This is a genomic window from Polyangiaceae bacterium (assembly GCA_020633235.1).
Lineage (GTDB): Bacteria > Myxococcota_A > Polyangia > Polyangiales > Polyangiaceae > JACKEA01.
In genome coordinates, this window is the sequence record JACKEA010000010.1 from 66,579 (window position 1) to 93,123 (window position 26,545).

23 protein-coding genes are annotated in these 26,545 nt (G+C 67.9%); 11 read left to right on the forward strand and 12 right to left on the reverse strand.

Features of this window, described 5'->3' with window-relative positions; all coding sequences use genetic code 11:
• Positions 1 to 114 precede the first annotated feature (114 nt).
• Together H6717_39835 and H6717_39840 are read right to left on the reverse strand one after the other, a co-directional pair.
• Positions 115 to 1,455 (reverse strand): sulfatase, encoded by a 1,341-nt coding sequence (locus H6717_39835; GenBank protein MCB9583252.1) that lies wholly within the window; start codon positions 1,453 to 1,455, stop codon positions 115 to 117.
• A 46-nt stretch (positions 1,456 to 1,501) separates the two neighbouring features.
• Positions 1,502 to 3,316 carry a PAS domain-containing protein gene (locus H6717_39840; protein ID MCB9583253.1) on the reverse strand — a complete coding sequence of 605 codons (1,815 nt, stop codon included), beginning with the start codon at positions 3,314 to 3,316 and terminating at the stop codon, positions 1,502 to 1,504.
• Between the two features lie 111 nt (positions 3,317 to 3,427).
• Between H6717_39840 and H6717_39845 the strand changes: the two genes are divergently transcribed.
• The 4 genes from H6717_39845 (at position 3,428) to H6717_39860 (ending at position 8,257) form a co-directional block, all read left to right on the forward strand.
• Positions 3,428 to 3,859, forward strand: a complete 432-nt coding sequence (locus H6717_39845; GenBank protein MCB9583254.1) for a hypothetical protein — start codon at positions 3,428 to 3,430, stop codon at positions 3,857 to 3,859.
• A gap of 45 nt (positions 3,860 to 3,904) precedes the next feature.
• Positions 3,905 to 5,311 carry an AgmX/PglI C-terminal domain-containing protein gene (locus tag H6717_39850; GenBank protein MCB9583255.1) on the forward strand — a complete coding sequence of 469 codons (1,407 nt, stop codon included), beginning with the start codon at positions 3,905 to 3,907 and terminating at the stop codon, positions 5,309 to 5,311.
• A 62-nt stretch (positions 5,312 to 5,373) separates the two neighbouring features.
• Entirely contained in the window at positions 5,374 to 6,297 is a 924-nt protein-coding gene (locus H6717_39855; GenBank protein MCB9583256.1) for a hypothetical protein, read from the forward strand.
• Between the two features lie 52 nt (positions 6,298 to 6,349).
• Complete coding sequence (locus tag H6717_39860; protein ID MCB9583257.1) at positions 6,350 to 8,257, forward strand: PAS domain S-box protein; 1,908 nt, start codon at positions 6,350 to 6,352, stop codon at positions 8,255 to 8,257.
• Here H6717_39860 and H6717_39865 read toward each other — a convergent pair.
• The 3 genes from H6717_39865 to gshB are packed head-to-tail and all read right to left on the reverse strand — an operon-like array spanning position 8,254 to position 10,512.
• Complete coding sequence (locus tag H6717_39865) at positions 8,254 to 9,228, reverse strand: hypothetical protein (GenBank protein ID MCB9583258.1); 975 nt, start codon at positions 9,226 to 9,228, stop codon at positions 8,254 to 8,256. The two genes, H6717_39860 and H6717_39865, sit on opposite strands and share 4 nt — an antisense overlap.
• A gap of 18 nt (positions 9,229 to 9,246) precedes the next feature.
• On the reverse strand, positions 9,247 to 9,528 hold the full coding sequence (locus H6717_39870; protein MCB9583259.1) for a hypothetical protein: 282 nt from the start codon (positions 9,526 to 9,528) through the stop codon (positions 9,247 to 9,249).
• Between the two features lie 45 nt (positions 9,529 to 9,573).
• Positions 9,574 to 10,512 carry a glutathione synthase gene (gene gshB / locus H6717_39875; protein ID MCB9583260.1) on the reverse strand — a complete coding sequence of 313 codons (939 nt, stop codon included), beginning with the start codon at positions 10,510 to 10,512 and terminating at the stop codon, positions 9,574 to 9,576.
• A 51-nt stretch (positions 10,513 to 10,563) separates the two neighbouring features.
• On the opposite strand from gshB, the gene ggt reads away from it, so the two are divergent.
• Positions 10,564 to 12,216 carry a gamma-glutamyltransferase gene (gene ggt / locus H6717_39880; GenBank protein ID MCB9583261.1) on the forward strand — a complete coding sequence of 551 codons (1,653 nt, stop codon included), beginning with the start codon at positions 10,564 to 10,566 and terminating at the stop codon, positions 12,214 to 12,216.
• On the opposite strand, the gene H6717_39885 is transcribed toward ggt, so the two are convergent.
• From H6717_39885 to H6717_39905, 5 genes are all read right to left on the reverse strand, one after another.
• Entirely contained in the window at positions 12,205 to 13,068 is an 864-nt protein-coding gene (locus tag H6717_39885; GenBank protein MCB9583262.1) for a zf-HC2 domain-containing protein, read from the reverse strand. The two genes, ggt and H6717_39885, sit on opposite strands and share 12 nt — an antisense overlap.
• Positions 13,065 to 13,715, reverse strand: coding sequence for a sigma-70 family RNA polymerase sigma factor (locus tag H6717_39890; protein MCB9583263.1), 651 nt, complete (start codon positions 13,713 to 13,715; stop codon positions 13,065 to 13,067). The genes H6717_39885 and H6717_39890 overlap by 4 nt, the downstream gene beginning before the upstream one ends.
• Before the next feature lie 35 nt (positions 13,716 to 13,750).
• Entirely contained in the window at positions 13,751 to 14,341 is a 591-nt protein-coding gene (locus tag H6717_39895; protein ID MCB9583264.1) for a polyhydroxyalkanoate synthesis regulator DNA-binding domain-containing protein, read from the reverse strand.
• A gap of 297 nt (positions 14,342 to 14,638) precedes the next feature.
• The gene (locus H6717_39900) at positions 14,639 to 15,190 is read right to left on the reverse strand and encodes an SMI1/KNR4 family protein (GenBank protein MCB9583265.1); all 552 of its coding nucleotides are present in this window, start codon (positions 15,188 to 15,190) and stop codon (positions 14,639 to 14,641) included.
• A 52-nt stretch (positions 15,191 to 15,242) separates the two neighbouring features.
• Positions 15,243 to 15,743 (reverse strand): hypothetical protein, encoded by a 501-nt coding sequence (locus H6717_39905; protein MCB9583266.1) that lies wholly within the window; start codon positions 15,741 to 15,743, stop codon positions 15,243 to 15,245.
• Between the two features lie 99 nt (positions 15,744 to 15,842).
• Between H6717_39905 and H6717_39910 the strand changes: the two genes are divergently transcribed.
• From H6717_39910 to H6717_39935, 6 genes are all read left to right on the forward strand, one after another.
• Entirely contained in the window at positions 15,843 to 16,640 is a 798-nt protein-coding gene (locus H6717_39910; GenBank protein ID MCB9583267.1) for an ABC transporter ATP-binding protein, read from the forward strand.
• A gap of 61 nt (positions 16,641 to 16,701) precedes the next feature.
• Entirely contained in the window at positions 16,702 to 18,555 is a 1,854-nt protein-coding gene (locus tag H6717_39915; protein MCB9583268.1) for an NADH-quinone oxidoreductase subunit H, read from the forward strand.
• A 57-nt stretch (positions 18,556 to 18,612) separates the two neighbouring features.
• Positions 18,613 to 20,856: a hypothetical protein gene (locus H6717_39920; protein MCB9583269.1), complete on the forward strand. Its 2,244-nt coding sequence runs from the start codon at positions 18,613 to 18,615 to the stop codon at positions 20,854 to 20,856.
• Positions 20,856 to 22,811, forward strand: a complete 1,956-nt coding sequence (locus H6717_39925) for a hypothetical protein (protein MCB9583270.1) — start codon at positions 20,856 to 20,858, stop codon at positions 22,809 to 22,811. Before H6717_39920 ends, H6717_39925 begins: the two co-directional genes overlap by 1 nt.
• 193 nt (positions 22,812 to 23,004) lie before the next feature.
• The gene (locus H6717_39930; GenBank protein MCB9583271.1) at positions 23,005 to 23,958 is read left to right on the forward strand and encodes a matrixin family metalloprotease; all 954 of its coding nucleotides are present in this window, start codon (positions 23,005 to 23,007) and stop codon (positions 23,956 to 23,958) included.
• Between the two features lie 3 nt (positions 23,959 to 23,961).
• A complete protein-coding gene (locus H6717_39935; GenBank protein MCB9583272.1) occupies positions 23,962 to 24,396 on the forward strand; it encodes a TIGR02266 family protein in 435 nt (144 codons plus the stop codon).
• Positions 24,397 to 24,423: 27 nt separating this feature from the next.
• On the opposite strand, the gene H6717_39940 is transcribed toward H6717_39935, so the two are convergent.
• Together H6717_39940 and H6717_39945 are read right to left on the reverse strand one after the other, a co-directional pair.
• Positions 24,424 to 25,803: a protein kinase gene (locus H6717_39940; GenBank protein ID MCB9583273.1), complete on the reverse strand. Its 1,380-nt coding sequence runs from the start codon at positions 25,801 to 25,803 to the stop codon at positions 24,424 to 24,426.
• Positions 25,800 to 26,462, reverse strand: a complete 663-nt coding sequence (locus H6717_39945; GenBank protein MCB9583274.1) for a hypothetical protein — start codon at positions 26,460 to 26,462, stop codon at positions 25,800 to 25,802. The genes H6717_39940 and H6717_39945 overlap by 4 nt, the downstream gene beginning before the upstream one ends.
• Positions 26,463 to 26,545: the final 83 nt, after the last annotated feature.

Genomic DNA, 26,545 nt, shown 5'->3' on the forward strand with positions numbered 1-26,545 from the left:
CGTGACGGGCGTCGCGCCGCGGCCAGCCGTCGTCCGGTGACGGAAGTCGCGCCGCGGCCAGCCGTCGTCCCGTGACGGAAGTCGCGCCGCACCAACAAGATCTGAAAACGAAGCTCAGTAACGTTGCGAGGGCGACACGCCCATCAGCGGAACTCCGCCCACCACCGGCTCTTTCGGGATGTCCGCGGAGAGTTTCTCGTAGAGCGCCTTCATCTCTTTGAGCTTCTCCGGCTCCTTTGCGGCGAGGTCGTTCTCTTCCTTGAAGTCCTTGACGACGTCGAAGAGCATGAAGTTGTTGTCGTCGCCGAAAGCGATCAGGGCGTAGTCCCCGTCGATCAGCGCGCGACGGCGATCCATGAGGTCGCAGCGCGGCAGGTCGGAGATGACCGGTCGCGGCTCCGCCTTGGCGCCGTACACCTCGGGGACCAGGCTCTTGCCGCGGAACGGCGGATCGTTCGGCAAGCCCATGAGGTCCGCCATGGTGGGCGCCAGATCGATGGCGCTGCGAGACACCTCGATGCGACGCGGCTCGGCGCCGGGAACGCGAATGAAGAGCGGCACGCGAATCAGGCTCTCCCACAGCTGGTACGCGTGGCGATACTGCCCGCGCTCGCCAAAGCCCTCACCGTGATCCGCGGTGATGATCACGACGGTGTTCTTGCCGAAGGGCTGCTTGTCGACCCAATCCACCAGGTCCCCCACCCAGCGATCAGTGAAGTGGACCTCGTTGTCGTACAGGTCCCGTCGCTTGTCGCCGTAGTCCGGGTCCTCTTCGTGCTTGATGTAGGTGAAGTGCGGATCCAAGAAATGGAAGTAGGCGAAGAAGCGCTTCTTGCCCGTCTGGTCCACGTTCTTGGGATCCGAGAGCATCTCCTTGGCCAGCTTGTTCAGCCGATCGCTGGTGATGTCATGCACGCCGGTGGTGTCGAGGAAGGTTCCGGGCAGCAGGCGGTAGTCGTCGAAGCCCTGGTTGGTGCCCATGTTCGGCAAGAAGTAGCCGTGGCCGTGTCCCGCCAGGGTGCGAAGGCCGGCCTTCTGTGCGCGCTCGCTGATGAACAGGTTGTCGTCGAACCAGCGCGTGAAGAAGTAGCCGTCGCGGCGCATCTCGCTCGGGTACTTGCCCACCAGCGTGGGCACCACGCTCTTGGCGGTGTAGCTGGAGAGCGAGTAGCTGCGCGGATAGAAGGTGGATCGCTTGCCGAACTCCGTGAGCCATGGCGCGATCTGTCGCGGGTAGCCGGTCCACGGCATGTCTGCGCGCAAGCTGTCCACCATGATGAACAAGACGTTGTAGGGCCGCTGGGGCTCGGGCTTCTTTGGCTCAACGGCGCTGGCAGAGGGGGCCACCTTGGGACTGGGGGCTGCGCTCTTGGCGGCCGCGGAGGCGCTGGGCTCGGCTTTCGAGCAGCCGAGGGCGACGAAGCCGAGCAGGGCGAGGGCGAGGATCTTTCGCATGCGCCGGGAGCTTCTACCCTCGACCCGCGGCTCGCGCAAAGATCGATCAGTCCGCGTCGAGGTGTGTGTGCAGCACTTCCTGCACCTTGGCGGCCAGCGTGGCTGGGGTGAACGGCTTCTGCAAAAACGGCATGTTCACCGGTAGTGAGCTGCGTTCGGCGAGTACGTCTCCCGTGTAGCCGGACATGAACAGGATCTTGAGATCCGGGTGGTCCGCGCGCACGCGCTCGGCCAGCTCGCGCCCGTTCATACGAGGTAGCACCACGTCCGTGAGCAACAGGTCGACGTGTTTGTCGGTGCTCGAGAGCAAGCTCAGGGCCGAGCGCGCGTCGCTCGCCTCAAGCACCGAAAATCCAAGCCGGCGCAGCACCCGGCGGGCCGAGCGGAGCACCGTGGGCTCGTCCTCCACCAGCAATATCGTCTGCTGAGCGGTCTCGCCAGGACTCGGAGCATGGACCGAATGCACGCGCCGAGGGCGCTCTTCGGTGCGCGGGAAGTAGATGTCGAAGCGCGTGCCTCGTCCCGGCGTGCTCTCGGCGATCACGCCGCCACCGCTCTGGGTCACGATGCCGTAGACGGTGGAGAGACCAAGCCCCGTGCCCTGTCCGCGGGGCTTGGTGGTGAAGAAGGGTTCGAACACCCGCGACAGCACCTCCGGCGGCATGCCCGTGCCGTCGTCCACCATGGACAGCCGAACGAAGCGACCCGGGCCCGTGCCCAAGCGCTGCCCCACTTCGGCATCGATGTCCACGCTGCACGTTTCGACCCCAAGGGTGCCGCCTTCCGGCATGGCATCCCGAGCGTTCACCGCGAGATTGACCAGCACTTGCTCGATCTGGCCACGGTCCACCTTGATGAAGTCGACGCCGTCGGCAAGGGACAGCGTGAGCTCCACGTCGGCGCCCAACAGGCGCAGGATCGTTCTTCGAGCGTCACGGATGACCTCGTTCAAATCCAATACGACGGGCTCCAGCACCTGCTGGCGGCTGAAGGCCAAGAGCTGCCGGGTGAGGCTGGCGGCGCGCTTCGCGGCGCGCAGCGTGTCTTCCAGATCTTCCACTACCTCGTGATCGCTGCCGATGTCCGATAGGGCCAGGGTGACGTTCGCCTGGATGGCCGTCAGCAGGTTGTTGAAGTCGTGGGCCACGCCGCCGGCGAGCTGGCCCACGGATTCCAAGCGATGCACCTGTTGCAGGCGCTCTTCCAGGCGCCGTCGCTCGTCCACCAGGCGACCGGTGGCGATGAAATGGGTGACGGTGCCCCCCTCGTCCTTGAGCGGAGTCAGGATCTTCTCCTCGTGAAAGAGCGTTCCGTCCTTGGCTCGATTCACGAACTCCGCCGTGAACGGGTGGCCGGCGCTGATCGTCTGCCACATGTGAGCGTAGAACTCGTCGTCGTGCTGCCCGGACTGAACCATCCCAGGGGAACGCCCTATGGCCTCTGCGGCGCTGTACCCGGTGGCCGCCTCCCACGCAGGGTTCACGTACACGATGCGGCCGTCGCGATTGGTGATCAGGACCAGGTCTGCCGTTTGCTCCAGGGCCCGGGAGAGCATGCGAACTCGTTCGTCCACCGACTCTTTGGCGATCAACAGGTGAGTCCCCGGAGCGACGTTCGGGATGCATCTGAGGGAGATCTGAACCGTGTCACCCTTCGAGCGCCGAAAGCCGATCGTAAACGACGTTTCTTCGGTGAGCGACGACAGCTTGGGCAGAGTTTCGGGAAGCGGCGCCGCCCCCAACAGCCGCGCGGCGCGATTCGATTGCAAGATGCGGCCGTCGTCGTCCACGACGAACATCGCTTCGGTGGCAACCTCGAATGCCGTCTGCTGCCAAGGCCGCTGCGGGCCGTTCTCTGCCATCGTCGTCCGGCTCCCCCCGGCATGGTGAATGTACACTTTTCTAGGGCGGCAGCCCCACAAAGCCAGGGGCTGCGTGACACCTCCGCGCGCTTCTCGTATCCTGATCGTCCGATGCGACGGACGCCCCTCGCTGCGCTTCTCTCCGCCGTGCTGCTCGGAGGGTTGGTGTTCACAGGCTCCGCCCTCACGGGCGAGAGCGCCGCTGCGGCTCCCAAGAAGGCGAAACCCGCCAAGAAAAAGCCCGGCAAGAAGGGCGAAGAAGAGCCCAAGGAAGAAGCCACCGAAGAGTCGAAATCCAAGACCAGCTCCGACGCTGGAGCATCGAGTGGAGGCGGGCCCAAGGTGGTGGAGACCAAGACGACGGGAGATGGTGGGGTAAAGACCTACAAGTTCGGCCCCGTCGAGGTGGAAGGCCGTCTCAAGTCTCCGCAGGTGGTCTATTTTCTACGCCGTGTGCGTGCGGAATTCGCTGCCGGTGCCCTCGGGCATCGTTCTTTCATGCGTGAGCTCAGCGACACGCGTCGCAACCCGGCGATCCACTGAGGCCTTGATGACCGAGCGCCTCCTCCCGCAAAATCGAGCGCTCTGATGGCAAACGCCCCCGCCCCCGCCCCCGTCGTTCTTCGCGCCGCCGCCGTGTGGGGGACCACGGTGCTTTCGGTCCGTCACCTGGCGGGCGGTCAATCGTTCCAGATCGGCGAGATGGAAAACGCCGTCGTGCCCAAGCCCGACGGCAACCCCATGACCGACTCGCCCATTCGCGCCGTCGGGGCCGGCTGGGAGCTCGATGCGCGTGGCGCCACCGGGGGCGTGCTGTTCCTCCGCGGGCGGCGAGAGGATCCGGCAGAGCTGGCGAAGACCGGCGCGCCCATTCCCATCGTCGCGGGGGACCACGGGCTGGTGCAGTACGGCCCGACCTTCAGCGTCTTCTTCCAGTTCGCCCACAACCCGCCGGCGATCAAGGACCGGATCAAGATCGAGTGGTCGCTGCTGCTCGCGTTCCTGTTCTCGATGGTCGCGGTGATCGGCGGCCTGGCGCTGATCTGGGCCATCACCACGCCGCGGGGCATTCCCAAGCCGCTGGAGCTCACCAGTCAGACCGAGCTCGCCCTGCAGTTCAACCTCAAGGAAGAGCCAGAAGAGCCCGAGCCACAGAAGGGGGACGAGGACTCGGATAAGGGCAAGGGCATCAAGGACCCCGGCGCCAAGGACAAGAAGGACATGGGCGGGGGCAAGAAGATCAAGGGCGCCGAAGGGCAGCTCGGTCGTCGTGGCCCCGCGGACAAGACGGAGCTCAAGGGCGAGATCAAGCACAACCTCGGCGGCATGGCGGAGGCGCTCTCGAGCGACGTTGGCGAAGAGGTGAAGAAGACCCTCGGCACCATCAGCTCCGTCGCGGACGCTCTCGGTGGACTGCGCTCCGACAAGATCGTGCTCGGTCAAGGTACCGGCACGGGCCTCAAGGGCGGTGGTCCCGGCGGCGGCGGCACCGGCGAAGGTGTTCCCTTCGGTTCTGGAACGCTGGATACCGGCTGGGGCCCCGGCAAGGGCGGAGGGTACGGCTCGGGTAGCGGTGGTCCTGGTGGCAAGGGCAGCGGCGGTTTCGGCAAGGGCGGCAAAGGCGGCGGCGAAGGTGCTGGTGAAGGCAGTGGCACCGGTGAGCGAAAAGTTGCGGGCAAGGACGCGCCGAAGCCCGGACAAGGACTCTCGCCGTCTCAGATTTCTCGCGTCGTGATGTCCCGCTATGGAGCGTTCCGCGCCTGCTACGAAGCCGCGGCCGCGCGCGATCCGGGGATGCAGGGCAACGTCAGCGTGAGCTGGAGCATCACCCCTGGTGGCTCCGTGGCGGGGGCCAACATCGGCGGCTCGTCCCTCGGCAATCCGCGGGTAGAGGGCTGCATCAAGCGCCAGTTCATGCGCCTCAAGTTCCCATCAGCGGACAAGTCCACCAACGCCAGCTGGACGTTCTCGTTCCGGCCCAGCAAGAAGAAGTAGCCGGCTCGGCTGGCACGCCCGTGGCATAGTCGGAAGGCTCGGGACTTTTGCGAGGTTGAATCATGCGACTTCTGCCGCGAATTGGACGTCAGGCTGTGGGGGCACAGGCCCCCGGCGCGGGGGCTCTGAGCCCCAGTCTGTTGCTTGTCGGTGTGCTCTTGGCTGCGCCCCTCAGCGGGTGTGGCAGCAAAGACGAGACGCGCACGCTGGAGCCAGTACAGCTCGGGATGTCGAGCGACATGGCGCCCATCTACGACGACGACCAGATGCAGCTGTACGAAGTCAAGCTGCCCGTCGGCTTCCCCATCAAGGCGCCCACCGCAGCGGAGCAGGCCAACCTGGATAGCCAGCCCGTCGCCCCCTATCCCTCGAAGCCGTGGGTGGAGGCTGACGACTACGACATCCAGATCACTTGGACGCTGTCCAACTTGGACGCGGAAGACCACAACGTCGAGCTGTTGGTGGATCCCTGGAACGAGTTCGGTCGCTATTGGCCGGGCATGGAAGTCACGGACGCCCAGCGCGGGGAGCTGCAGCCGAATCTGTCGGGGATCGACGTCTTGTTCGAGCTACCGGGCACCAAGGGCGGTCGCGAGTCACGGCGTCACGGCACCCTCACGGTCCAAGACATGAAGGAGCTCGCCATCGATTTCGGAACGGTGATGAACATCATCGCCAACGCTCCTCCGCCGGATCCGAACGCTCCCGACGAGGACCCGACCGTCACGCTGGTCAACCATGCCTTCGCCGTGGGCAATCGCTCCTACAACGACCCGCTCTCCAAGCCCTACATACCAGGGGTGATCGCAGGACTCACGGGCGTGGACATCGGTATGCGCACGCGCGAGCCGGCCAATGTGGCCCTGGAAATCGTGATCGAGGTCGTGGACAAGGGCGACTCCAAGGTCATCTCCCGCGACAGCAAGGATGCTCCCATCCCCGAGCCCGCGGACTACGTCACCGTGGCGTACGGCGGAGCCATGTAGGCTTGACTCGCGAGGCCGACACGCTTTCCCTGGTGGTTGGCCCTCGAGTCCGATGCGCGCGACTTTCGGCACCCCAGATCAACCTCTATTCGACGCCGTCGCCGAGGCGATCGTCCAAGCTGCGTCGGACGCCAAGATCGGCGTCGTCGTCACCACGGCCGGAACGCGCGACCCACGCATCGTTTACGTCAGCGCGGAGTACGCGCGACTGGCGGGGATGCCCGCCCGCGACCTGATCGGAAAAGACGCCTTGGCGCTGACCGCGCCCGACGAGCTGCCACGGATTCGCGCCATGGTGGAGCAGGGGGCGCGGGGAGAAGCCACGCCGCTGCACTTCGAAACGGCGATGCTGACCGCCGACGGCCGGCGCATCGCCGTGGAGGTCGCGGTGTCCTTGGTAAAGCACGGGCAGGAGCGGCTCGCCGTCGCCTTCTTCATCGACGTCACTCGGCGCAAGGAAGCGATCGCGGCCATCGAAGAGTCCGAGGCCCGCTTCCGCCGAGTAATCGAGGCGGCACCGGAGGCGGTGTGGATCCTGGACGACTACCGCGTGCTCTACGTCAACCCTGCGACCGTCGCGCTGTTCGGCTACGACGACGCCAGCGAGTTGGTCGACGCGGACCCTCGCCGCTTCCTGCATCCCGACGACGTACCGATCATCGAACAGCGGCGGCAGGCCACGGTTCTCGAGCGGCGTCGGTTGCCACCGCAGGAGTACCGAGTCCGACGCCGGGACGGCAGCATCGTCGTGGTGGAGGTGAGCTCCATTCCGATCGAATACGAGGGGCGTCACGCCGTGCTGTCCTTCGCCCGGGACGTCTCCGAGCGAAAGCGCATCGAGCTCAGGTTGCTACAGGCGGACCGGCTCGCCGCGCTCGGGCTGCTCGCGGGAGGAATGGCCCACGCCATCAACAATCCGCTGACCTACGTGCTGTTGGACTTGGACCACGTGGCGCGTCGGCTGCCTGCTCTCACTACGGACCCCGCGGAAGTGGAGGACGTCGTCGCGCGTTTGCGGGAGGCCTACCAAGGCGCCGAGCGCATCGCCGGAGTGGTGCGTCGAATGCGGGCCTTTTCGCGGGTGGATGAGCGGACTCGCAGCGCCGTGGACGTGCGGCGAGTGCTCGACGCCGCCGTGGAGATGGTGGGGCACGAGATCCGTCACCGTGGGCGTCTGGTGACGGCGTACGAAGAAGTGCCCCCGGTGGACGTGAGCGAGGCCCATCTGGAGCAGGTGTTCTTGCACCTCCTCGTGCACGCTGCTCAATCCTTGCCGGAGGAGGAGCGCAGCGAGGTCCGACTCGAGGTGAAGCGGTCGTACGACGCTCGCGTCATGGTGTCCTTGACCGTCACCGGGCGTGCGATGGACTCCGCCACGCTGGCGCGGGTGTTCGATCCCTTCTACGTGCGCGACGACGAACGCTCCGCCGTGGGCTTGCCTTTTTGCCGCGCGGTGGTCACCTCCCTCGGTGGAGAGATCGTCGCCGAGAGCGACGCTCATGCGGGCACCACCTTCCGCGTGCTGCTGCCGGTGGGCGAGGTCCTGCCAAGCGCACCGGTATCGGCGCGCGCTCCCGCGGCGGCACAGGCGGAGGCGCGGGCCCGAGTGCTGGTGGTGGACGACGACCCGGGCATCGGCAGCGCGCTCCGGATCGCGCTGGAAGACGTGCACTCCGTCACCTGCTCCACCAGCGCCATCGACGCGCGGGATCGACTCCTCGCGGGGGAAGAGTTCGACGTGGTGTTCTGCGACGTCATGATGCCGGATCTCGACGGAACCAAGCTGTATCAAGCGATCGCTCAGGCGCGTCCGGAGCAGGCCGCGCGCTTCGTGTTCATGAGCGCCGGGGCGGCGCGCCGAGACGTCGCGCGATTCTTGGCGAGCTCGGGGCGGCCTCGGCTGGACAAGCCCTTCGACACCACGACGGTGCGCCGGGTGGTCCGCGAAGTCGCGCGTTAGCGCTGCATCAGTCGCAGCAAGATGGCGGCGGCACGAGTCGGCGCGAGCTCCATTTCCACGCGCACCACGCGCCCGGCGACGCTGATCTTGGCGGCTGCGAAGGGGTCGTCCCCGAGCTCGCGGCGAATCAACGGGGCCAGGTCCTTGCGCAGCGAATCGAGCACGCCGGCGAGGTCCGCGCACGCGGCTTCGGAGCTGCAGCCGAGCACCGCGAGCGCGCTCACCTTGGGGGCCACGTTCACCCGCAGCGCCGCCGCGCGCAGGGACGACAGCGGCGAGAGGCGCACCAGGTTGCTGTCGGTGACGCGCTCGAGCCACCCTGGCGGCACCACCCAACTGGCGACCAGTGCGCCATCGCCTACGGAAGCGCGCAGGCTTTCGTGAGTCTTGTCCCGGGACACGTTGTCGAGGCGCCCCTCGGCGGTGTCGATCATGTCGCGCAGGTAGTGACCGTCGCCCAGCATCACCGGACCGCCGTCACGCACGGCGATCTCCCCGGCGCTGCCGTTCAGGTCTCGCACGGTGACGAACGAGCCGACCTGCGTGAGGCCGGGCTTGCCATGACGTTTGGCCACGATGGCGCTGGCGCACTCCGCCATTTGCTTGGCGGCAAAGTGCCCGGTGCCCACCAGGCCAAAATCCGTCGAATCGCGCTTGGGAATGGCGAAGGCCAGCTCGTCGAGCTCCGACGTGGGATCGAAGCCGCACACGTCCGACAGACGCCCGACCCCCGGCAACACTCGACCACTCTCCGTCAGGGTGGCGCCCAGCGGACTCTGACGAACCCGGGCCAGATCCACCGTCGCCAGGAACGTCGGCCCGTTGGGGATCGCGCCCAGCGGCGTCAGGCGAGGCTGCGCCGGCAAAGTCGCGGGCGTCGGCTCGCGGCTGCGAAGCACCAACACGGCCACGAGCAACGCTGCGCTGCCCAGGAAGATGGCGATGTCTATGGTGCGGACGCTACGGGCCATGAAGCCCGAACACTCTACTCAAGAAGCGTCGTCGTGCCGCCGGCCTTCGCTGCGCCGTCGCCCTTCGGGCCGTGGCGGGAAGATCCGACGGTCCAAGGGGGAGCGACGGCCGAGCAGCGAGCGGCGCCCATCGGGCTCCGGAAACAACTCACGCAGCTCCTCCAGGTTGCCTGGATCGGCATTCCGCACGCTCTCGGCGTGCTCGTCGCACAGAGACACGATGCGCTCCCCCACGAGCAGGCGCCGAGTCTTGCGCTGGTCTTGGGACAGCGATGCGCACACTTCACAGGGTCGGGACATGCGCACACGCTCGCCCTATGGGTGCGATCGGGACAAGTTTCGCGCTTACTGAAGTGCGCGCTTCTCCACCCAGGCGATGACGTCCTCTTCCGGATGCTTGCGCTGGAAGCGACCGAGCTCCTGAATGCCGGTCGGGCTCGTCACGTTCACCTCGATCAGCCGACCACCGATGAGGTCGAGGCCCACGAACCACAGGCCGTACTCCCGAAGCTTTTTGCCCACGTCCTTCACCAAAGCGCTTTCCTCGGCGCTCAGCTCCGTGGCCACCACGGTGCCGCCCACGTGGATGTTCGCGCGGATGTCGTCTTCTCGAGGCACGCGCAGAATGGCGCCGAGGGGCTCGCCATCCAGCATCAGCACGCGCTTGTCCCCGGTGCGCACGTCCGGGACGTATTGTTGCACCAGCGCCAGCTCGCGCCCTTCTTTGGTCAGCAGATCGATGAGCGCGCGGGTGTTCTTGTCGTCCGTTGCCAGAGCCACCACGCCGCTGCCGCCGGCGCCGTCCAGCGGCTTGAGCACCGCCTTGCCGCCCACCTCGCTGACGAAATCCAGAATGCGGGCGGGCTCCGCCGTGACCAGGGACTTCGGCATGTGCTCGCTGAAATGAAACGCAAAGAGCTTCTCGTTCGCGTCCCGCAGGCCTCGCGGGTCGTTCAGCACCAGAGTGCGATCCTTCACCAGATCGAGCTGCTGCGTGAGGTGCGCGTAGGCCGGATCGAAGGGCGGATCCTTGCGGATGAAGACCGCGTCGATCTCGGACAGGTCCAGCGTCTCCCAATCGCCGAGGGTGACGTGGGGCGCCGCCTCCGAAACGCGAATGGGCCGCGCCCTGGCGAACACCTCGCGCCCGCGGTTGAACACGTGCACGTGCTCGGCGTGGAACGCGACGTGTCCGCGGCTCTCCGACCCCCGGATGAGCGCAAAGCTCGTGTCCTTGTCCGGGAGCATCTTTTCGGCTGGATCCATCACGAACAGGAAGCGCACGGCGGTCGTCCCCTTTTCAAGTGAGGGAGCGGATCGTATCAGGGAAGAGCCATGGGACCGAACACCAGAACGTCAATGGGCATGTTGTTCGTGGTGGCGGTGCTGCTTTTCGCCGTGCCGCGGGCTCAGGCACAGCAGGCCGGTCAGCGCGCAGCGGCCACGGAAAACACGCTCGCCACTCGCGCGGCGATTTCCGTCATGCAGGCGGGGGGCAACGCCGTGGACGCCGCCATCGCTGCCGTGCTGGTCGGCGGCGTCGCCAGTCCGACCTCCAGCGGCATCGGTGGTGGCGGCTTCGCCATGGTGTGGCTCGCGGGGAAGAAGCGCGCGACCGTGATCGACTTTCGCGAGGTGGCCCCCGCCGCGGTGGACGTGTCCGCCTTCGAGCACCGCCCCTTTTCCGACGCGGAACGTGGCAAGTACGTGGGCGTGCCCGGCGAGGTGGCGGGGCTCTGGATGCTTCACGAGCGCTTCGGCAAGGCGCCCTGGAAAGACTTGGTCGCTCCGGCCATTCGTCACGCCACCCAAGGGTTTCCCGTCGGGCGCTTTCTCGGCGGCTCGCTGATCGCGAACAAGAAGCGGCTCGTCATCGATCCCGGTATCGCTTCCGTGTTCTATCCCGGAGGCAAACCCGCGGCGGTGGGCCAGCTGGTGCGCCGCCCGGCGCTTGGCGCCACTCTTCAGCGCATCGCGGCGGAAGGCCCCAAAGCGCTGTACCAGGGCAGTATCGCCGCCGAGCTCGCCCAAACGGCCAAGTCCGCGGGCGGCGCGCTCACCACTCGAGATCTCGCGGCCTACAAGCCGGTGGAGCGCACGCCCATCCACGTGGAGTGGGAAGGCTACGACGTCTACACCATGCCGCCGCCGTCGGCGGGCGGTCTGATGCTCGCCGAGACGCTACGGCTGTTCTCCAAGGCGGAGCTGGTTCGCCTCGGGCGCCAGAGCGGCGCGTACCAACACGTGCTGGCCGAGGCCATGCGCGGCGCGATCTCCGATCGCATGCGGTTCCTCGGGGACCCCGCGAAGCAGCCGGCGGACGTCGGCGCGTTGATCTCCCCCGCGCGGATGGCGAAGCGCAAGGCGCGCATCGCCGTCGATCGCACCCACACGCTGCCCCGCTTCGATCTGGACGAGCACGGCACGCACCACCTGGTCACTGCAGACGGCGCGGGCAATGTCGTGTCGCTCACCACCACCGTGAACCGCACCTTCGGCGCGAAGCTGTCGGCGAAGTCCGTGGGCGTGGTCCTGAACGACCAGCTCGACGACTTCACCGCTCAGGCCGACGTGGCACCCTTTGGCCTTGCCCAGAGCCCGAATCGGCCGCGTCCCGGCGCCAAGCCCGTGAGCAGCATGACGCCCACGGTCGTGGTGCGCGACGGAAAGGCCGTCCTCGCTCTGGGCGGCTCCGGCGGAACCACCATCGCCACCAACGTGACGCAGCTGGTGCTCACCAGCTTGGCGTTCGGGCTCACGCCGGCGCAGGCGGTGGCCGCTCCGCGCTTCTACGTTCCGAACAGCCGCGCCACGCTGCTGCTCGAGAAGGGCGCATCCGAGGCCCTCGAGAAGGATCTGCGCTGGCGCGGCGAGATCGTCGCGCCCATGCCGTTCACCTCGAGCGCGGTTCAGATCGTGTCGCTCGACGGCGCTCGGAGAGCGGCCGCCGCGGATCCGCGCAAGCTGGGCGAAGCCTCAGTGAAGTGAGGCGACGACCAGCTCGCCGCTCTCGCTCTCGTTCAGGTCCGTGGCCACGGCGTAACCCACGCCACGCTTTTCCACGGCCGCGATGGAGTAGCCGCGGCGGGTGCCCACGTACACCGGCATGTTGCGCACGACGCGAGGCTCCAGCGTGACGCGCAGCGGGAAGCGCTGCGAGTTGTACACGTACAGCGTGACGCGGTGGCCATCCACCTCGTAGCGTAGAGACGCAGCGCGCTGGTGCGTGGAGGTGACGGGAACCACGCTGGCGCCCTCCCACCGGGCACCGTACTGCGACAAGCTCGGCAGCCGTACGGGCACGCCGACTTCCGGCTCCAGCTTTTGCACCAACGAAGGCTCCGTGACCTCCGGGCGGTTCGACATCGCGTGGTGGCTGACGAACTCGTCGATCAGTTGATCCACACTGGCGGTGACGGCGCCGGCGCTGTTGACCGTGGCGGCATTGCTGCCGAAGTTCGGCCGCTGCCCCACGGAATCCTTGGTGCGGGAGGCCGCGAAGAACAGCGCGAAGCCTGCAGCTGCTGCCAGCGGCATGATCGCGCGCCAGGACAGCGGGCGAGAGCTCCACCCGGCGGCGTCTTCGTCTTCCGCCGTGTTCTCTTTGCCGCGCTCCGCCGCCAGCGCGCGCGCGACACGTGCCTCGAAGCCGGCGCTGGGCGCCGCGGCATCCGTGACCACCCGGCGAACGCTGGTGCGAATCGCGTGGTCCAACCGGATCCGCTCGCAGCACGCCTCACACTCGGTGAGGTGCTGCTCCACCTCCACGGCCTTGTCCGCCGACAGCTCGCCATCACCAAAGGCTTCGAGCAGCGGCATGATGCGACGACAGGCGCTCATCCCGTCCTCGCCTTCTTGGCGCGGTAGCTCGCCAGATCCACCGGCTCCTCGCTACCGACCAGCGGCTCCGGACCGACGATGCCCATTGCTCGCGCGTGCTCGTACAGTCGCGACTTGAGCAGACGCCGCCCGCGGTGCAGGCGGGACATGACGGTGCCGATGGGGCAACCCATCACGTCGGCGATCTCTCGGTAGGAAAGCTCTTCAACGTCCGCCAACACTACCGCGAGTCGGAACTCTTCCGGCAGCTCGTCGAGGGCCGTTTGGATTTCTTTCTCCAGCATGGGCCGGAGAGCCATGGACTCCGGGTCCCGCAGGGCCGACATGGTGGACGTGCTGATCCAGCCGTCCGCCAAGGGGTCCGCGTCCGGGCCGTCGAACACCGAGCGCTCGAGACCGCCACGCCGATAGCGATTGATGAACGTGTTGGTCAGGATGCGCAGCAGCCAGGCACGCATGTTGGTGCCGGCTTCGAACTGGTTCTTGGCGCGCAGGGCTTTGACCAGCGTGTCTTGGACCAGATCCTCCGCCTCGGCGCCGTTGCGCGTGAGGCGTGTCGCCACCGCGAGCAGGGAGCTCAGGTGACCAAGGGCCTCGCGCTCGAACTCCGAGGGCGGGGGCGTTGTCTTCTTTTGAGAGCGGGCCATCCGGTTTCGCAGGGGCAACCCGGCAAATATGGAATCTATTCCTTGGTTTGTCCCTGCTGTTCCAGGCGCTTTTCCAGCTCGCCGACGCGCTCCGAGAGGCGCTTGACCTCGGCCTGCAAATCGCGAAACACGGAAAAGTTGGGCAATACCGTGCGGATACGCTCGTCAATCGTGTGCTGCCACTGCTCCAACGTGGCACGAAGGCCCTTCTGCGGCGCGTCTTTGCCTTGAGTCAACTCTTCCTCCAGCGGTGGCGGAATGACGATTTCTTCGTCCTCTCCCTCGCCCTCTGCCTCCCTCGGCATCAGCCGTCCGATGGGGCCTTCGCGGAGCGAGCTCAAGAGCTTCTCTCCACGATGTCGGATCAGCGCCTTGAGCGTGCTCAACGGTATGCCGCGGGGCCGCGCCTTCAGCTCCTCCGAGATGATCAACGCGAGGGTGACGTCGGTCTTGTCCTCTTTCGTCGCGTTGTCGATGATCTGTACGTCTTCCCCTGCGCGCACCATGTCGGCGATCTGCAGCAGCGTGACGTAGCGACTGTCTTTGGTGTCGTAGAGCTTCCGATTCGAGTAGCGCTTGATGACGCGCCGCTCCACCGTCGTCCCGGTTTCGTCGGACTCTTCCATGTTGGCCATGCGAGCCTCTTCTCGCGGGTCCGAACAGCCCGCGCTTGGTGACCGTCACCGGAGCGCTGAGCCTGACTACGCCAATGAAACCAAGGATGCTGCACAGCGTCAAGTGCGCTCACGCCAAGCGCGTCGCTTCCGCTTCACTTTAGTTCGAGGGTCCGCTCTCGTTTTTGTCGGGGCGGCGCGGAACCCCGCGCACGCCCTGAACGTCCGGCTCACGTCGATCCGCGGATGAACGGCGCTTTTCGGCTCACGAACGTCAAAGTGCGAAAACCCCTGCGCAGCAGAGCGGCGTCACTGGGGCAGGCGCATTGGGCCATGGGCGTGGACGTCGAGCTCCGCCTCGCACAGCTCGGAGATCATCGCCAGGAAGCTCGCGAAGGAGCTTCGCCGCACGCCGATCTCGTTGATCCACGCGATCACTTCGTACTCACCGTCGCCGTCCGTCACCGCGGGGTTGAAGACGAACAGCGTGGTGCCCTGAAGATCGATGCCGAAGGGAATCAACACGCGCGGCTTGAAGCGCGACGGCGGCCCGAGATCCGGCTCCGGAGTTTCGGCGGCTTCGAAGGTGGCGCGCGCGATGTCCTCGTACATGCGACGCCCGAGGTTCGCGGTGCCGAGCAGCGTGGCGCCATCGTAGAAACGCGGCCAGCCGTCGTGCCGGCGAAGGAATGCTCGGTAGCTCGGCGGCAGGGGCCGCGCCAGGCGCTGCTCGGCCAGAGCGATGGCGTGCGCGGAAGCGGCGGGATTCCCTTTCAGGCCGAAGTCTCGATAGGGCTCGCCGTGGGATATCTGCGTCTGCTGCTCGACAATCGTGCTCAGAAGCTCGCTCAGGGTCGCCATGCCGCCGACCCTATGCTCGTCATCCACCGCCGGCCCAAAAACCGGCGACGCGTCACAGGCTGCCGATGCCCACGACCTTCGGATCTCGGACGCTCGGATGCTGCTCCGGCACCAGGATGGCGATCGGTGCCGGCATGCCCGCCTGACCCTCGGCCTTGGCCACCCAGATCTTGTAGCGGGTGCCGTGCAGCGCGCTGGGGCCGTAGCCCGTCGTCACGTCCCGGGTCACGTCCACCCGCGTGATCCGCGGCGGGAGCGCGTAGAAGCGAACGTTCTGAAAGTCCTTCTTCAGAGAGAACTGAGGCACCGTCGCGCGCAGGCTGCGGCCGTCCTCGTTCACCAGCGTGCCGCCCGCGATGGACGCGAAGCGAGTGGAGCACTCCTCGATGGAACGGCTGTGAGCGAGCAGGTTCAGGTACTGGTCGAGGACCTGCCATACGGGCTCCGGCAGCTGTCCGTGGTCGACCTGGGTTTCTGCATCGCTCGCTGGTGGGGCACTAGCGGCGCAGGCGACGAGGAGCGTGGCGCAGACGGCGGCGATGAGCAGGCGCATCATTCGCCAGGATAGCCGGCCTTTCGCCGGCGTCGGGAGATTGCGGACCCGGGGATGATTTCGGACAGGGGCGGCCTCGCGCTACGCTCCGCGCGTTCGATGATCACGGCGGAGCATGTGACGGCAGGATACGGGGAGCGCGCCGTGGTGCACGACGTGAGCGTGCGAGCGCGAGCCGGGCAGATTGTGGCCGTATTGGGCGGTAATGGTGCGGGCAAATCGACGTTGCTCAAGGTCCTCGCCGGGACGCTCGGCGCCATGGGGGGCGACGTGCGGATCGGTGACCACCCGCTCGCGAGCCTGAGCCGCGGGGAGATCGCGCGGCGCGTCGCCGTCGTGCCGCAGGACAGTGACGTTGCCTTCGGCTTCACGGTCCGTGATGTCGTGATGATGGGGCGCGCGCCGCATCAGGGCACCCTCTTGGTTCCGCGCCGCAGCGACAAAGAAATCGTGGAAAGGGTGCTCCGGGAGTGCGAGCTGACGGACCTCGGGGGACGTTCGGTGGCGGAGCTGTCGGGGGGCGAGCGGCGGCGCGTGACCATCGCCCGGGCGCTGTGCCAGGAGCCGGAAGTGCTGCTGCTGGACGAGCCGGCGGCGCATCTGGACGTGCGCCACGCGGTCTCCGTGTACGAAATCGTGCGGGAGCAGGTGGACGAGCGGGGCGTGGCCTGTGTGGCCGTGATGCACGACCTGGGGGCGGCGGCGCGCTGGGCGGACCATGCCCTTTTGCTGCGGGACGGAAAGACGCGGGCGTCGGGGCCCACGGCGGAGGTGCTGGTTCCGGAGCTCTTGGCCGACGTGTTCGGCATCGGGCTCACGGTGGGGACGGACCCGACCACGGGGCAGCGCTATTTCCTGCCCGCGGCGTCGACGAATCGTGTCCCAGCGGACTCGTGAGTACAGCTCGGATTCCGTCACTTTTTCGCCCGTTTCGGGGGCGCACGGTATAGCCAGGGCGATGCGCCAACTGGCGTGGATCACGCTCTTCGCCCTGCTGCTGGTGCTCTCGGGTTGTCGAACCCAGGAGTCGCCGCCGGGGCTGCTCAACGTCCTCGACTTCGCGCCGAGGCAGGCGGAGGTCGGGGACCGCATCGAGATCATCGGGACCGGGTTCCCGGAGGGGCGCAAGGCGACGCTCACGTTCCGCGGCGAGCTGCACCGCCCCGGGCGTGAGCCGATTCGGAACGTGGAGATCGTGGCGCGCGCGACCAGCACGTCGCAGACGCGCATCGGCTTCGTGCTCACGGAAGAGATCGCGGACCAGCTGTGTGGCAAGGGCGACGACGCGGATCACACGACGTTCCACGGTGACGTGATCGCGGCCTTCGCTCCTCGCACCAGCGGCGCGCCGCCGGTGACCGGTGCGGTGCGGGACGTGGAGCTCGACTTGCCGGGTCCACCCATGCCACCGGCGGTGGTTGCGGCGCGCACGGAAGAGGGCAAGCGAGCGGCGGAGTTCTTCGGCGTGGTGCTGGAGGACGACGAGGCCCGCGGTGGCATTCCCGTGAAGGCGCTCACGCCGGGCGGCCGCGGGGAGCGCGCTGGCCTCGAGGCGGGTGACGTGCTCGAAGAGGTGGACGGCGTGCGCGTGCGCACGGTCGCGGATCTTTCGGTGGCGGGCGTGGGGCGCTTCGCCAAGATCGCCGTACGCCGCGGCAAGCTGACGGAACCGGTGGAGCTCAGCATCGACGTGCAGGGCTTTCGCCGTGCGGCGCCCAAGGACCTGGCGATGGCGGGAGCCATCGTGGGCCTGGCGGCCCTGTTGCTGTTGTCGTTCCTGTTTCCGGCTGCGCGTTTCGTCACCTTCCTGGAGCAACGCATCGCGCGGCGCTTGCGCCAGCGGCAGAAGCTCGCCGAGGTCCGCGCGCGCATGCGCCGCGGGCTGCGCGACGAAGGGACTTCTTCGAGCGGCGGGTTCGTCGCGCGGGTGGTGCCCTACCTCGCCTTCGTGGGTGTGAGCGCGGGCGGGACCATCGCCGTCTTTGGTCGCTCCTTGGTGCACCCGGATCTGGATCTGGGGATCATCGTCGTGGTGCTGCTCACGGCGCAGACGGCGTCCACGCTGGTGTGGAGCGGCTGGAAGGGCAAGCGACGTTGGTCGTTGTGGGGCGGCATCAAGGGAGCGCTCACGGCGGTGTCGCTCCGCATTCCCGCGCTGGTCGCCATCGCCACCGTGGTGCTCGCGGTAGGCAGCGCACGGGTGACGGACATCGTGGGCGCGCAAGGCGCGTTGCCCTGGGACTGGTTCGCGTTTCGGAGTCCGGTGTTCTTGGCGGCCTTCGTCCTCGTGATCGCGGCGTTGATCCCCTCGCGGGTGCGCAGCACGGGACCGCTCGAGGCTGCGGAGCTGGAGGGCGCGGGCCCGTCGTCGGCACCGAGTCACGCTTTGGCTTGGGTGGAGCTCTTGACCATGAGCCAGCTCGCCGCCCTGCTGTTTGCGGGCGGCTTTCGCGTTCCGTTCTTGGACGTTGCGATGAGCTGGAAGGGCTATGCCCTGGGCGCACTGCTGCTGCAGCTGAAGGCGTGGGGTATCGTGGCGATGGTGCTCGGGCTGCGCTGGGTGTTGCCGTTGCTCACGTTGGAACGGGCGCTGGGTATCTGGTGGCGCTGGATTCTGCCGGCGTCCCTGCTGGTGTTGGTGCTGAGCCTGGGCTGGGTGATCGGCTCGCGGTTTCCGTTGTTTCGGAACGTGGAGCCGCTGTTCGGGTACGTGCTTTTTGCAGCCACCCTGCTGGTCACGATCGTCGGGATCCGTCGCATTCGCCGCGAGCTTCGCGTGGCGCCGGCCGCCCACGTGAACCCCTGGCTCTGACCCGGCTTGAACTGCCCGGGGCCGCCACGCTAGGTTTCCGCGCCTCGCGGACGAACCATGCCCGACCTTTCCGGCACGCTTCAATCGGTGGAGCTCGACGCCACGCTGTGGTTGGTGCCGGTGCTGCCGCTGCTCGCGTCCTTGGTGCTCGCGCTGTGGGGACGTGCCCTCACCCGTGACAAGACCTTGGGCGCCGCGCCAAGCGAACGTGTCGTTGGATATTTGGGTTGGGGCGGCGCGGCTGCCGCCGTGGTGGTGCTGTCCTACGCCGGCGCGCGCCTCGCGGCATCGTCGGCCTCGCAGCGGATGCTGCTGTCGTCGCCCCTTTCACTCCTGCGCATCGGCTCGCTGGACGTCACGGCATCCTTCGTGCTGTCGCCGGCCATCGCCCTGGTCGCGCTGGCGGTGGCGCTGGTGGGCACGGCGCTCGCGTGGCGCGTGAGCCAAGACGCCGACGCGAAGGCGCCGGAGCTGGCCACCCGGCTCGCTTGGATCGAGCTCGGCGTGGGCGGCTCGCTCTTGGCCGTGATGGCGGACGACGTGGTGCTCGTGCTCATGGGCTGGGGCGCGATCGCGGTGGTGGTCGCCCTGGGCTCTCGGGCCGCAATGGTCCGCGCGCGCTTCGCGGCCCTCGCCGCGCTGTTCGGTGTGGGTCTTCTGTTCTGGTCGTTGGGCGGCGAGTGGATCGGCTCCGGCGACTACGTGCCGGACTTCCGCGCGCGTCTCGTCGCGGTACATCCGCCCGACGCCACCCCCCGCGCCCACGGTGACGAGACCGAGCCCACGGGATTCCTCACGCTCAGCGCCCTCACCGGCTCCCGCGTACGCGTGGGCGGCGTGTACCTGTGCGCCGTGGGTGACGACGGAAAGCCGGGCGGCGTCAGCCTGGCGGGACACGCCTGCAGGGTGTACGCCCGCTCGCCCTTCGTCCGTATTCCGGTGGCCGCGGCGATTCAGGACATCACGGTGGAGACGGGCCCCGGGAGCTACGATCTCACGGTGGAGAAGGTGCGCCTCGTGCGCGGCGTGGAGACGACCCTCGCCCTCACGGGGCCCACGCTCTCGCCGCGGCTGGCTCGCGATCAGCTCTCGCTGCGGGACGAGACCGGCGCCTACGTGGTCCAGGGCGAGCTTTCCAAGCGCAAGCTGTGGGGGCTTCCGGTGCTGGCGCTGGTGGGCGCGCTGCTGCTCCTTGCTGCGATCGCCAAGAGCGTCCGAACGGCAAAGGACGAGCTCTCGCCCCTCGGCGTTTCCGCGCTGGGCGTGGTGGCGGCGGCGGTATTGGCCGAGCGGCTGTCGTTCCTGGCCGGGCTGTCGACGGCCGCGAGCGTCGTGCTGGCGCTGGGCGGTGGGGTGTTCGCCCTGTGGATGGCGGCCCGCGCCGCGCATGCCGAGAAGCTGAACGCCGCGCTGTTCCAGATCGCGGCGGCCCAGCTCGGGGTCGTGTTGATCGGGCTGTCGGCGGAGTCCGACAGCCTCGCGCTGCTACACGTGGCGGTGACGTCCCTCTCCCTCGGCGCCATCGCGTTGCTCGCGCACGGTGTGCCAGGCGAGCTCGAAGCCGCAGCCGGCAAGGGCGCGCGGAGCAGAGCGCGGGCAGCGCAGGTGGCCGCCGCGGTGGCGACCGGCGCTCCGCTGCCGTTGGTCGGCATCGTGTGGGCCCGGGACGCCATGGGCCGCGCGGTGTTCGCGACGGAAGGCGGCCCAGTGCCGACCTGGGTGCCGTACGTGCTCATGATGCTCACGGCGACCGTGGCGGCTTTTGCGACGTGGCGCGTGGTGCTGATCGTGTGGCCCGCGCCGGACCAACAAAAGAAGACGGACAAGGGCGATGCCGTGGCCAGCATTGGGATGGCCCTTGCGGGCGTGGCGGGCGCGATGGGCCTGCTCGGGATTTCGGGGCCCATCGTGGCCGGCAAGGCTTCGGTGATCGCGACCACCCCGCTCATGGCGGAAGCCTCGCCCATGGTCCACAGCGTGGGGATGGCCCTCACGGCGATCGCCCTCGGGTGCTCGTTGGTCGGCTGGATCCTGGCGCGGCAGCGCTATCGCGGAGAGTGGCAGAAGCGCGAAGCGCGACGTCCGGGCCACGGGCTTCTGAGTCGTGAATCGTTCGGGCCCGTACCGTTGGCGGCGGTTGCAGAGGCGGCGGGCGCTGCGGTCGTCCAGCTCACGCGTGCTCTTGGCGGCATGGACGCCGCAGAGCGCGAGCGCGAGCCCGAGCCGCCATCGGACACCGATGCGACGCCGGAGCGTTCGGTCAAGCGCCCGCGCGAGGAAAAGAAGCGAGGCAAGAAGTGATGCGGCGCTTCATCGCGTTCTTCGTCGTGCTCTCGGTGCTGTTGACGACGGCGGTCTGCTTCGCCGGAGCGCCGGTGAAGGTCCATCCCCTGCGCGGGCCGGCGCCCGCACGCATGGTCGCGGAAGACGGCGACTGGGTGACCCACTTCGTGGTCGAGAACGTCAGCGGCGGGCCGGTGCAGATCCAAGAGCTTCGGCTGCTCGGCGGCGACGAGCACGATCCGCTGCTCCCGCGGGGCATGAAGGTGGCCTTCACGGACGGCAGCCCCCACGGGCGCCTGGCGGCGGGTGAGTCGAAGGAAGGGATCGTTCGCTGGTCACCGCCGAAGGGCAGCGAAATCCCCGAGATCCACGGCCACCTGCTGGTGGTGATGGAGGGCCACGCAGACGTGGCGCTTGGCTTCGCTGCCGTGCTTCACGGACAAACCGGCGCTCAGAACCCGCTGCTCTGGTGGGTCCTGGTCCCGTTGCTCGGAGCCGCGATCGCCTTCGGGGTACGGGGCCGAGGCAACCTCGAGCGGCAGCTGGTGTTCGTGGTGGCGGCGGCGCAGCTCGCTATCGGCATCTGGCTCGCGGCGCGCTTCGACCCGCGCTTCACGCGCTTCGACGGCGCCAGCGGATACCAGTGGCTGGAGCGCGTGCTGCTCTCGAAGCAGTGGGGCATCGAATACGCGCTGGGGGTGGATGGCGTGTCCCTCAGCTGGCTCTTCGTCGTACCGCTCACGCTGCTCGCGGCCCTGGGGCTCGGGTCCAATGGCGCTCGGCGCGTGCCCTGGCACTGGCTCCTGGCCCTTTGTGCGAGCGTGAGCTTTGGCGTGGTCACGCTGGATCTCGCGCTGTGGCTCGGCAGCTGGCTCTTGGCGGTGCTGTTCGTGGTGCTGACGCTCATGGACGACGCGGCGCTCGCGAAACGCGTGGGCGTGGTGCTGGGCGTCGGCATCGTGCTCGTCGCCGTCTCGGTGGTGCTCTCGTCCGGCAGCATCGGATCGCTGTGGCTGCTGGATGGCTCGCACGCCACGCGCAGCTTTTCCCTCATCGATCTGTCTCACGCCGCGGCGCGCGTGGGTGCGGCTCCGATCTTGGGCCTGGCACCGATGCAGGTGCTGTATCCGCTGTTGCTCGTCGGCTGCTTGGTGCTGATGGGCGCGGCCCCGCTCCATGGCTGGCTTTCGGCCGTGGCGGCCCGGGCGTCGGCGCCCGTTGCTACGGTGGTCATCGGCGCGCTGTCGTCTGCGGCGGGGTACGGCCTGCTGCGTGTCGCCTACACCACGCTGCCGAGCGGCGTGCGCTGGGCGGCGCCCGCCACCTGCGCCGTGGGTGCGCTGGTCGTGCTCGCCGGCGCCCTCGCCAGTTGGGTGCAGAAGGATCGCCGCGCGCTGGTCGCCGACGCCATCGCTGCGCAGACCGGCTTCGTGCTGCTCGCCGTGGGGGGCCTCACCGCCATCGGCGTGCAGGGGGCTATCGTCGTGCTCGCCGGCCGCGCGTTGCTCGCGCCGCTGTTGCTCGGTGCGCTGGGCTCCGAGAGCCGCGTGCTGGGCGTTGCCCGGGGCGTGGGCTTCGCCGCCGTGGTGGCGCTCCCGGGCACCGTGGGATTCGTCGGCGTCGGTCTCGCAAGCCTTGGAGCGTTGCCCAAGCAGCCTGTCTGGGCGTTCGTAGCTCTCGCGGCGCTGGTCATCCTTGGAGCGCAGCTGCATCGCGCCGCAAAGGTGGGACGTGAAGGTGCGTTGCCCACATCCGACGCCCTCGGAAGCGTGGCAGTGGCCGCGGTTCTCTCGTTGTTGCTTGGTGTGTGGCCTCACCCGTGGCTCTTCCGGGTGGATGCGGGAGTGCTCGATTTGGCAGCGCGCGTGAATCCGCCGGGCCTACTGGAAGTGGTCCGTGCTCCCACATCGACCGAACGCGGGATGTTTGCTGGCAGATCTTCGCAGCGGCGGCGCACGACAGTTCCTGGCTGAGACTCGTTCGCGTTCACCGACCTAATTCTTCTTAAAGGGTGGGGTTTTCCTGCCGTTGTCCACCATCGTGGTGACGACGGTTCGAGTCTTGTCTGCTCTGGCCCTTTCGGCGGCGTTCCTTGCGCCTGCCGTGGCACAGGCGGAGACCTGCCGCTGGCCGCAGGATTCACTGACGTTGGTGGTCGATCCCTCCCTGGACGACGTGCAGGGGCACGGCACCGCGGCGGTGGGCGCCGCGGTCTCGGCCTGGACTTCCGAGCCGGTTGCCCTGCCGGCGGTCACGGTGAAGGTCGCCGATGCGGACGCGGTCGGCTACGTGCCCGGGCTCGCCAACAAGAGCACCGTGCGCTTCGCGCCCAGTGGACATCCGCTGACCAAGGGAGCCCTGGCCGTGACGGTCGTCACCAAGAGCGTGAGTCAGGGCGTGATCTTGGACGCCGACGTCATCGTGAACGGGGACTACCACTTCCGGCTCCTGGACTTGGAGGACGACTCCCAGAGCGACGGGCCCATCGTGTACGACCTGCAGAACACGCTCACCCACGAGCTGGGGCACGTGTTCGGCCTGGGGGAAGACTACGACCACACCGAGGCGACGATGTACGCTTACACCAAGCCTCGGGAGACCAAGAAGCGCGTGCTGTCGGCGGACGATCTGGACAGCATCTCCCGGGTGTATGCGGCCGTCGCCGAGAGCGACGCTGGCGGTGCGTCCTGCGGTGTGGCGGGTGGTCCGAGCGGTGGCTCTCCGTGGATCGCGATCGTGGCCACCGCGGCCGGCGTGGCGTTGCTCCGGCGGCGGCGCTGGCGCTGGGCCCTCGTCGCCGGGAGCTTTGCTCTCGCCTTTGCGCTGCCCGGCCACGCCGAGGCGACGCCCGTGTGGGAGACGGCGCGGATCACCTCCGTGAGCGCGCACTGGGAAGGCGGCCTCATCGTCAGTGAGCTTTCCTGGCGTGGGGACGAATGCGACGAGACCTGCCCGGAGGGCGCGACGCTCGTTCTCGGCGGTCGGGTGGGCGACATCGTTCAGGTGGTCGGCCACGTGCCCACCCCAGAGGCGGGCGCGCGCGTGCGAGTGACGAGGACGAACGGTCAGACGGCGCTGGCTCCAGTTTTGGAACGAACGACCAACGAGGGAACGAGGTAGGCGATGGAAGCAGTGAAGACCCAGGAGCTACGCAGCGAGCGGCCCGAAGCGCGCATCACCCGTCTCGAATCCAAGCACCCGAGCGCCGAGCCGAATCGCCGCATCCACCCCCGCTATGCCGTGGAGCTCGACGTGAGCGTGGGTAGCGACCACAACTTCTACGCGGGGTTCATCGAGAACATGAGCGTGGGCGGGGTGTTCATGGCCACCCATCTGCTCAAGCCGCTGGGCGAAATGATGGAGCTGACGATCTACTTGCCGGGGCGGGAACACCCGGTTCGCGCTCGCGGCGAGGTGCGCTGGGTGCGCGAGTTCAACGAAGCGAGCAACGTGCCGCCGGGCATGGGCATTCGCTTCGTGGAGGTGGACTCCGACTCCGTGCACGCGATCGACGAGTTCTTGGGAAGCCGCGAGCCCATGTTCTTCGACGACGACTGACGGGTATCGCGCCGAGCCAACAAGAAATCAGTAACCGAAGTCGCCCTCTTTGACCGTTGCCGTGGGTTTGGCGGTGGCGGTGGCCGTGGGTTTGGCGGTGGGCTTCACCGTTGGGTGGTGGGTAGCGACTGCAGGCTTGGACGTGTCCGCCGCCGGGGGTTCTTCGGTGGCTTCCGCGCTGGGTTCCGGTGCGGTGGCTGAGGGTTCCGCGGTTTCCGTGGTCGCTGGTTCCGTAGAGGTCGGCTCTGCGGTGGCGCTCGCGGGGGACTCGGGCGGGGTGACGTCCGCGGAGGCGACGTTGGCCGTGGGCTCGCTCCGAGCGGCGACGGCGCGCCAGGTGAAGAATGCACCACCACCCAGGACGAGCAGGGCGACCAAAGCGACCACCGCGATGAGCGCGGGGTTCGGGCCACGCTTGGGGATCACCGCGGACTGCGAGCTGCTCCAGGCGGACACGCTCGCGGATTGCGCAGGCACGCCGGCGGCGGGGCGCGGCGCAGCGTTGGTTGGTGGCTCCGTAGGGCGCGCCGCGGGGGGAATGGTGACCGGACGACCGGCGGTCTGCCATTCGTCGAGAGCCTTGATGAAGTCCTGCGCGGACTGGAAGCGATGGGTCACGTCCCGCGACATCGCCTTCAGCGTGATGGACTCGAAGGCCGGATCGAGCTCGGGGCGCACCTGCCGGAGGGGCGCGGGCTCGCTGAGCACGATCTTGAACAGTAGCTCGTTGAACGTCTCTGCGTTGAACGGCACGCCACCGGTGACGGCCTCGTACAGGATCACCCCCATGGAGTAGAGATCGCTGCGCGCGTCGATGTCACGGCTGCCTTTGGCCTGCTCCGGAGACATGTAGTACGGCGTGCCCATCACGGCGCCGGTGCGCGTCATGGACATGTCGCTGCCCGTCGCGGAAAACTTCGACACGCCGAAGTCGATGATCTTCACGAAGTCCGAGCGGCCCGCCTTCTCGCGACAGATGAAGATGTTCTCCGGCTTGAGGTCGCGGTGGATGATGCCGGCGGCGTGGGCCGCGTGCAGCCCCTCGAGGGCCTGACGCACGAGCGGCGCGACCTGCAGCGGATCCATGCGGCCGAGCCGTTTGATGCGAGCCCCGAGGGTTTCCCCGTCGAGGTACTCCATCACCATGTAGCGCTCGCCCTCGGGCAGCGTTCCGAGATCGATGATCTCCAGGATGTGGTCACTGCCGATGCGACCGGCGGCCTGGGCCTCGCGCTCGAAGCGCTCGACCACGTCGGTATTCGCGGCGGCCGCCGGGTGCAGCACCTTGATCGCCACGCGGCGGTGGATGAGGACGTTCTCCCCTTCGTACACGCCGCCCATGCCGCCCTCGCCGATGAGATCGACGATGCGATACTTGCCGTCGAGGATCTGTCCTTGCTCGATCATTGGCTGCCCCCCCGGTGAATCGCCGAACGAATGACGTAAGCCGCGTGAGCCCGGGCGCCGTCCGCCCAACCGAGGAGCTCGATGGATCCGTGGAAGATGGCCACCCACGGGTCGGGAACCAGTGCGATGGAGCGTACGACCCACAGGGCGCGCTCGAAAGGGATGTTCTCCCGCTGCTTGGGCGGCAGGTTGTTGTAGATGATCTCCGCGCAGCCCTGGATGGTCTGCTCCGACGGGGGCACGGCCTGGCGCAGGGCCTCGTGAGCACGGCGCACCAGCCGCGCGACCTTGAGCACGACTCCGTGCCGCACGCCGTTCATGGTCCAGGCGTCCCAGGCGCGGACGATGGCGGCCTGCTCCTCGTCGGGGATCAGACCGCGTGCGATGGCCGACTCCAAGGACTCGGCGAGGACCCGGGCGGCGCGCATCCATTCCGGAGCGTCCGCCGGCAAGGGGACGCGGGGCTGGGGAACCTTGCCGGAAGACGCCGCGATGGACTCCGGCGAGTCCAGGTCCAAGCGGGCGGTGAGCTGGATCAGCTCCTCCGCTGGGGGTGCGAAGGCGGTGACCGCATGCGTGGGGTCCTTGGGAAGGCGCTGCGTGCGCGGGTCACCCCGCACCAGAGTCAGGGTTTCGTCCAGGTCGGGCCGACGGGTCATGCGTCGAGAGCTCTCCGCGAAATGAAGGGTAGGCGCGTTCCCCATGATGGCACCCGGCCCCGAAGCTGCAAAGTCCCAGCCCC

What these genes read in the sequence shown, in the direction of transcription:
- H6717_39835 (MCB9583252.1), bottom strand. Translation starts at nt 1,455, where the DNA reads ATGCGAAAGATCCTCGCCCTCGCCCTGCTCGGCTTCGTCGCCCTCGGC.
- H6717_39840 (MCB9583253.1), bottom strand. Translation starts at nt 3,316, where the DNA reads ATGGCAGAGAACGGCCCGCAGCGGCCTTGGCAGCAGACGGCATTCGAG.
- H6717_39845 (MCB9583254.1), top strand. Translation starts at nt 3,428, where the DNA reads ATGCGACGGACGCCCCTCGCTGCGCTTCTCTCCGCCGTGCTGCTCGGA.
- H6717_39850 (MCB9583255.1), top strand. Translation starts at nt 3,905, where the DNA reads ATGGCAAACGCCCCCGCCCCCGCCCCCGTCGTTCTTCGCGCCGCCGCC.
- H6717_39855 (MCB9583256.1), top strand. Translation starts at nt 5,374, where the DNA reads ATGCGACTTCTGCCGCGAATTGGACGTCAGGCTGTGGGGGCACAGGCC.
- H6717_39860 (MCB9583257.1), top strand. Translation starts at nt 6,350, where the DNA reads ATGCGCGCGACTTTCGGCACCCCAGATCAACCTCTATTCGACGCCGTC.
- H6717_39865 (MCB9583258.1), bottom strand. Translation starts at nt 9,228, where the DNA reads ATGGCCCGTAGCGTCCGCACCATAGACATCGCCATCTTCCTGGGCAGC.
- H6717_39870 (MCB9583259.1), bottom strand. Translation starts at nt 9,528, where the DNA reads ATGTCCCGACCCTGTGAAGTGTGCGCATCGCTGTCCCAAGACCAGCGC.
- ggt (MCB9583261.1), top strand. Translation starts at nt 10,564, where the DNA reads ATGGGACCGAACACCAGAACGTCAATGGGCATGTTGTTCGTGGTGGCG.
- H6717_39885 (MCB9583262.1), bottom strand. Translation starts at nt 13,068, where the DNA reads ATGAGCGCCTGTCGTCGCATCATGCCGCTGCTCGAAGCCTTTGGTGAT.
- H6717_39890 (MCB9583263.1), bottom strand. Translation starts at nt 13,715, where the DNA reads ATGGCCCGCTCTCAAAAGAAGACAACGCCCCCGCCCTCGGAGTTCGAG.
- H6717_39895 (MCB9583264.1), bottom strand. Translation starts at nt 14,341, where the DNA reads ATGGAAGAGTCCGACGAAACCGGGACGACGGTGGAGCGGCGCGTCATC.
- H6717_39900 (MCB9583265.1), bottom strand. Translation starts at nt 15,190, where the DNA reads ATGGCGACCCTGAGCGAGCTTCTGAGCACGATTGTCGAGCAGCAGACG.
- H6717_39905 (MCB9583266.1), bottom strand. Translation starts at nt 15,743, where the DNA reads ATGCGCCTGCTCATCGCCGCCGTCTGCGCCACGCTCCTCGTCGCCTGC.
- H6717_39910 (MCB9583267.1), top strand. Translation starts at nt 15,843, where the DNA reads ATGATCACGGCGGAGCATGTGACGGCAGGATACGGGGAGCGCGCCGTG.
- H6717_39915 (MCB9583268.1), top strand. Translation starts at nt 16,702, where the DNA reads ATGCGCCAACTGGCGTGGATCACGCTCTTCGCCCTGCTGCTGGTGCTC.
- H6717_39920 (MCB9583269.1), top strand. Translation starts at nt 18,613, where the DNA reads ATGCCCGACCTTTCCGGCACGCTTCAATCGGTGGAGCTCGACGCCACG.
- H6717_39925 (MCB9583270.1), top strand. Translation starts at nt 20,856, where the DNA reads ATGCGGCGCTTCATCGCGTTCTTCGTCGTGCTCTCGGTGCTGTTGACG.
- H6717_39935 (MCB9583272.1), top strand. Translation starts at nt 23,962, where the DNA reads ATGGAAGCAGTGAAGACCCAGGAGCTACGCAGCGAGCGGCCCGAAGCG.
- H6717_39940 (MCB9583273.1), bottom strand. Translation starts at nt 25,803, where the DNA reads ATGATCGAGCAAGGACAGATCCTCGACGGCAAGTATCGCATCGTCGAT.
- H6717_39945 (MCB9583274.1), bottom strand. Translation starts at nt 26,462, where the DNA reads ATGACCCGTCGGCCCGACCTGGACGAAACCCTGACTCTGGTGCGGGGT.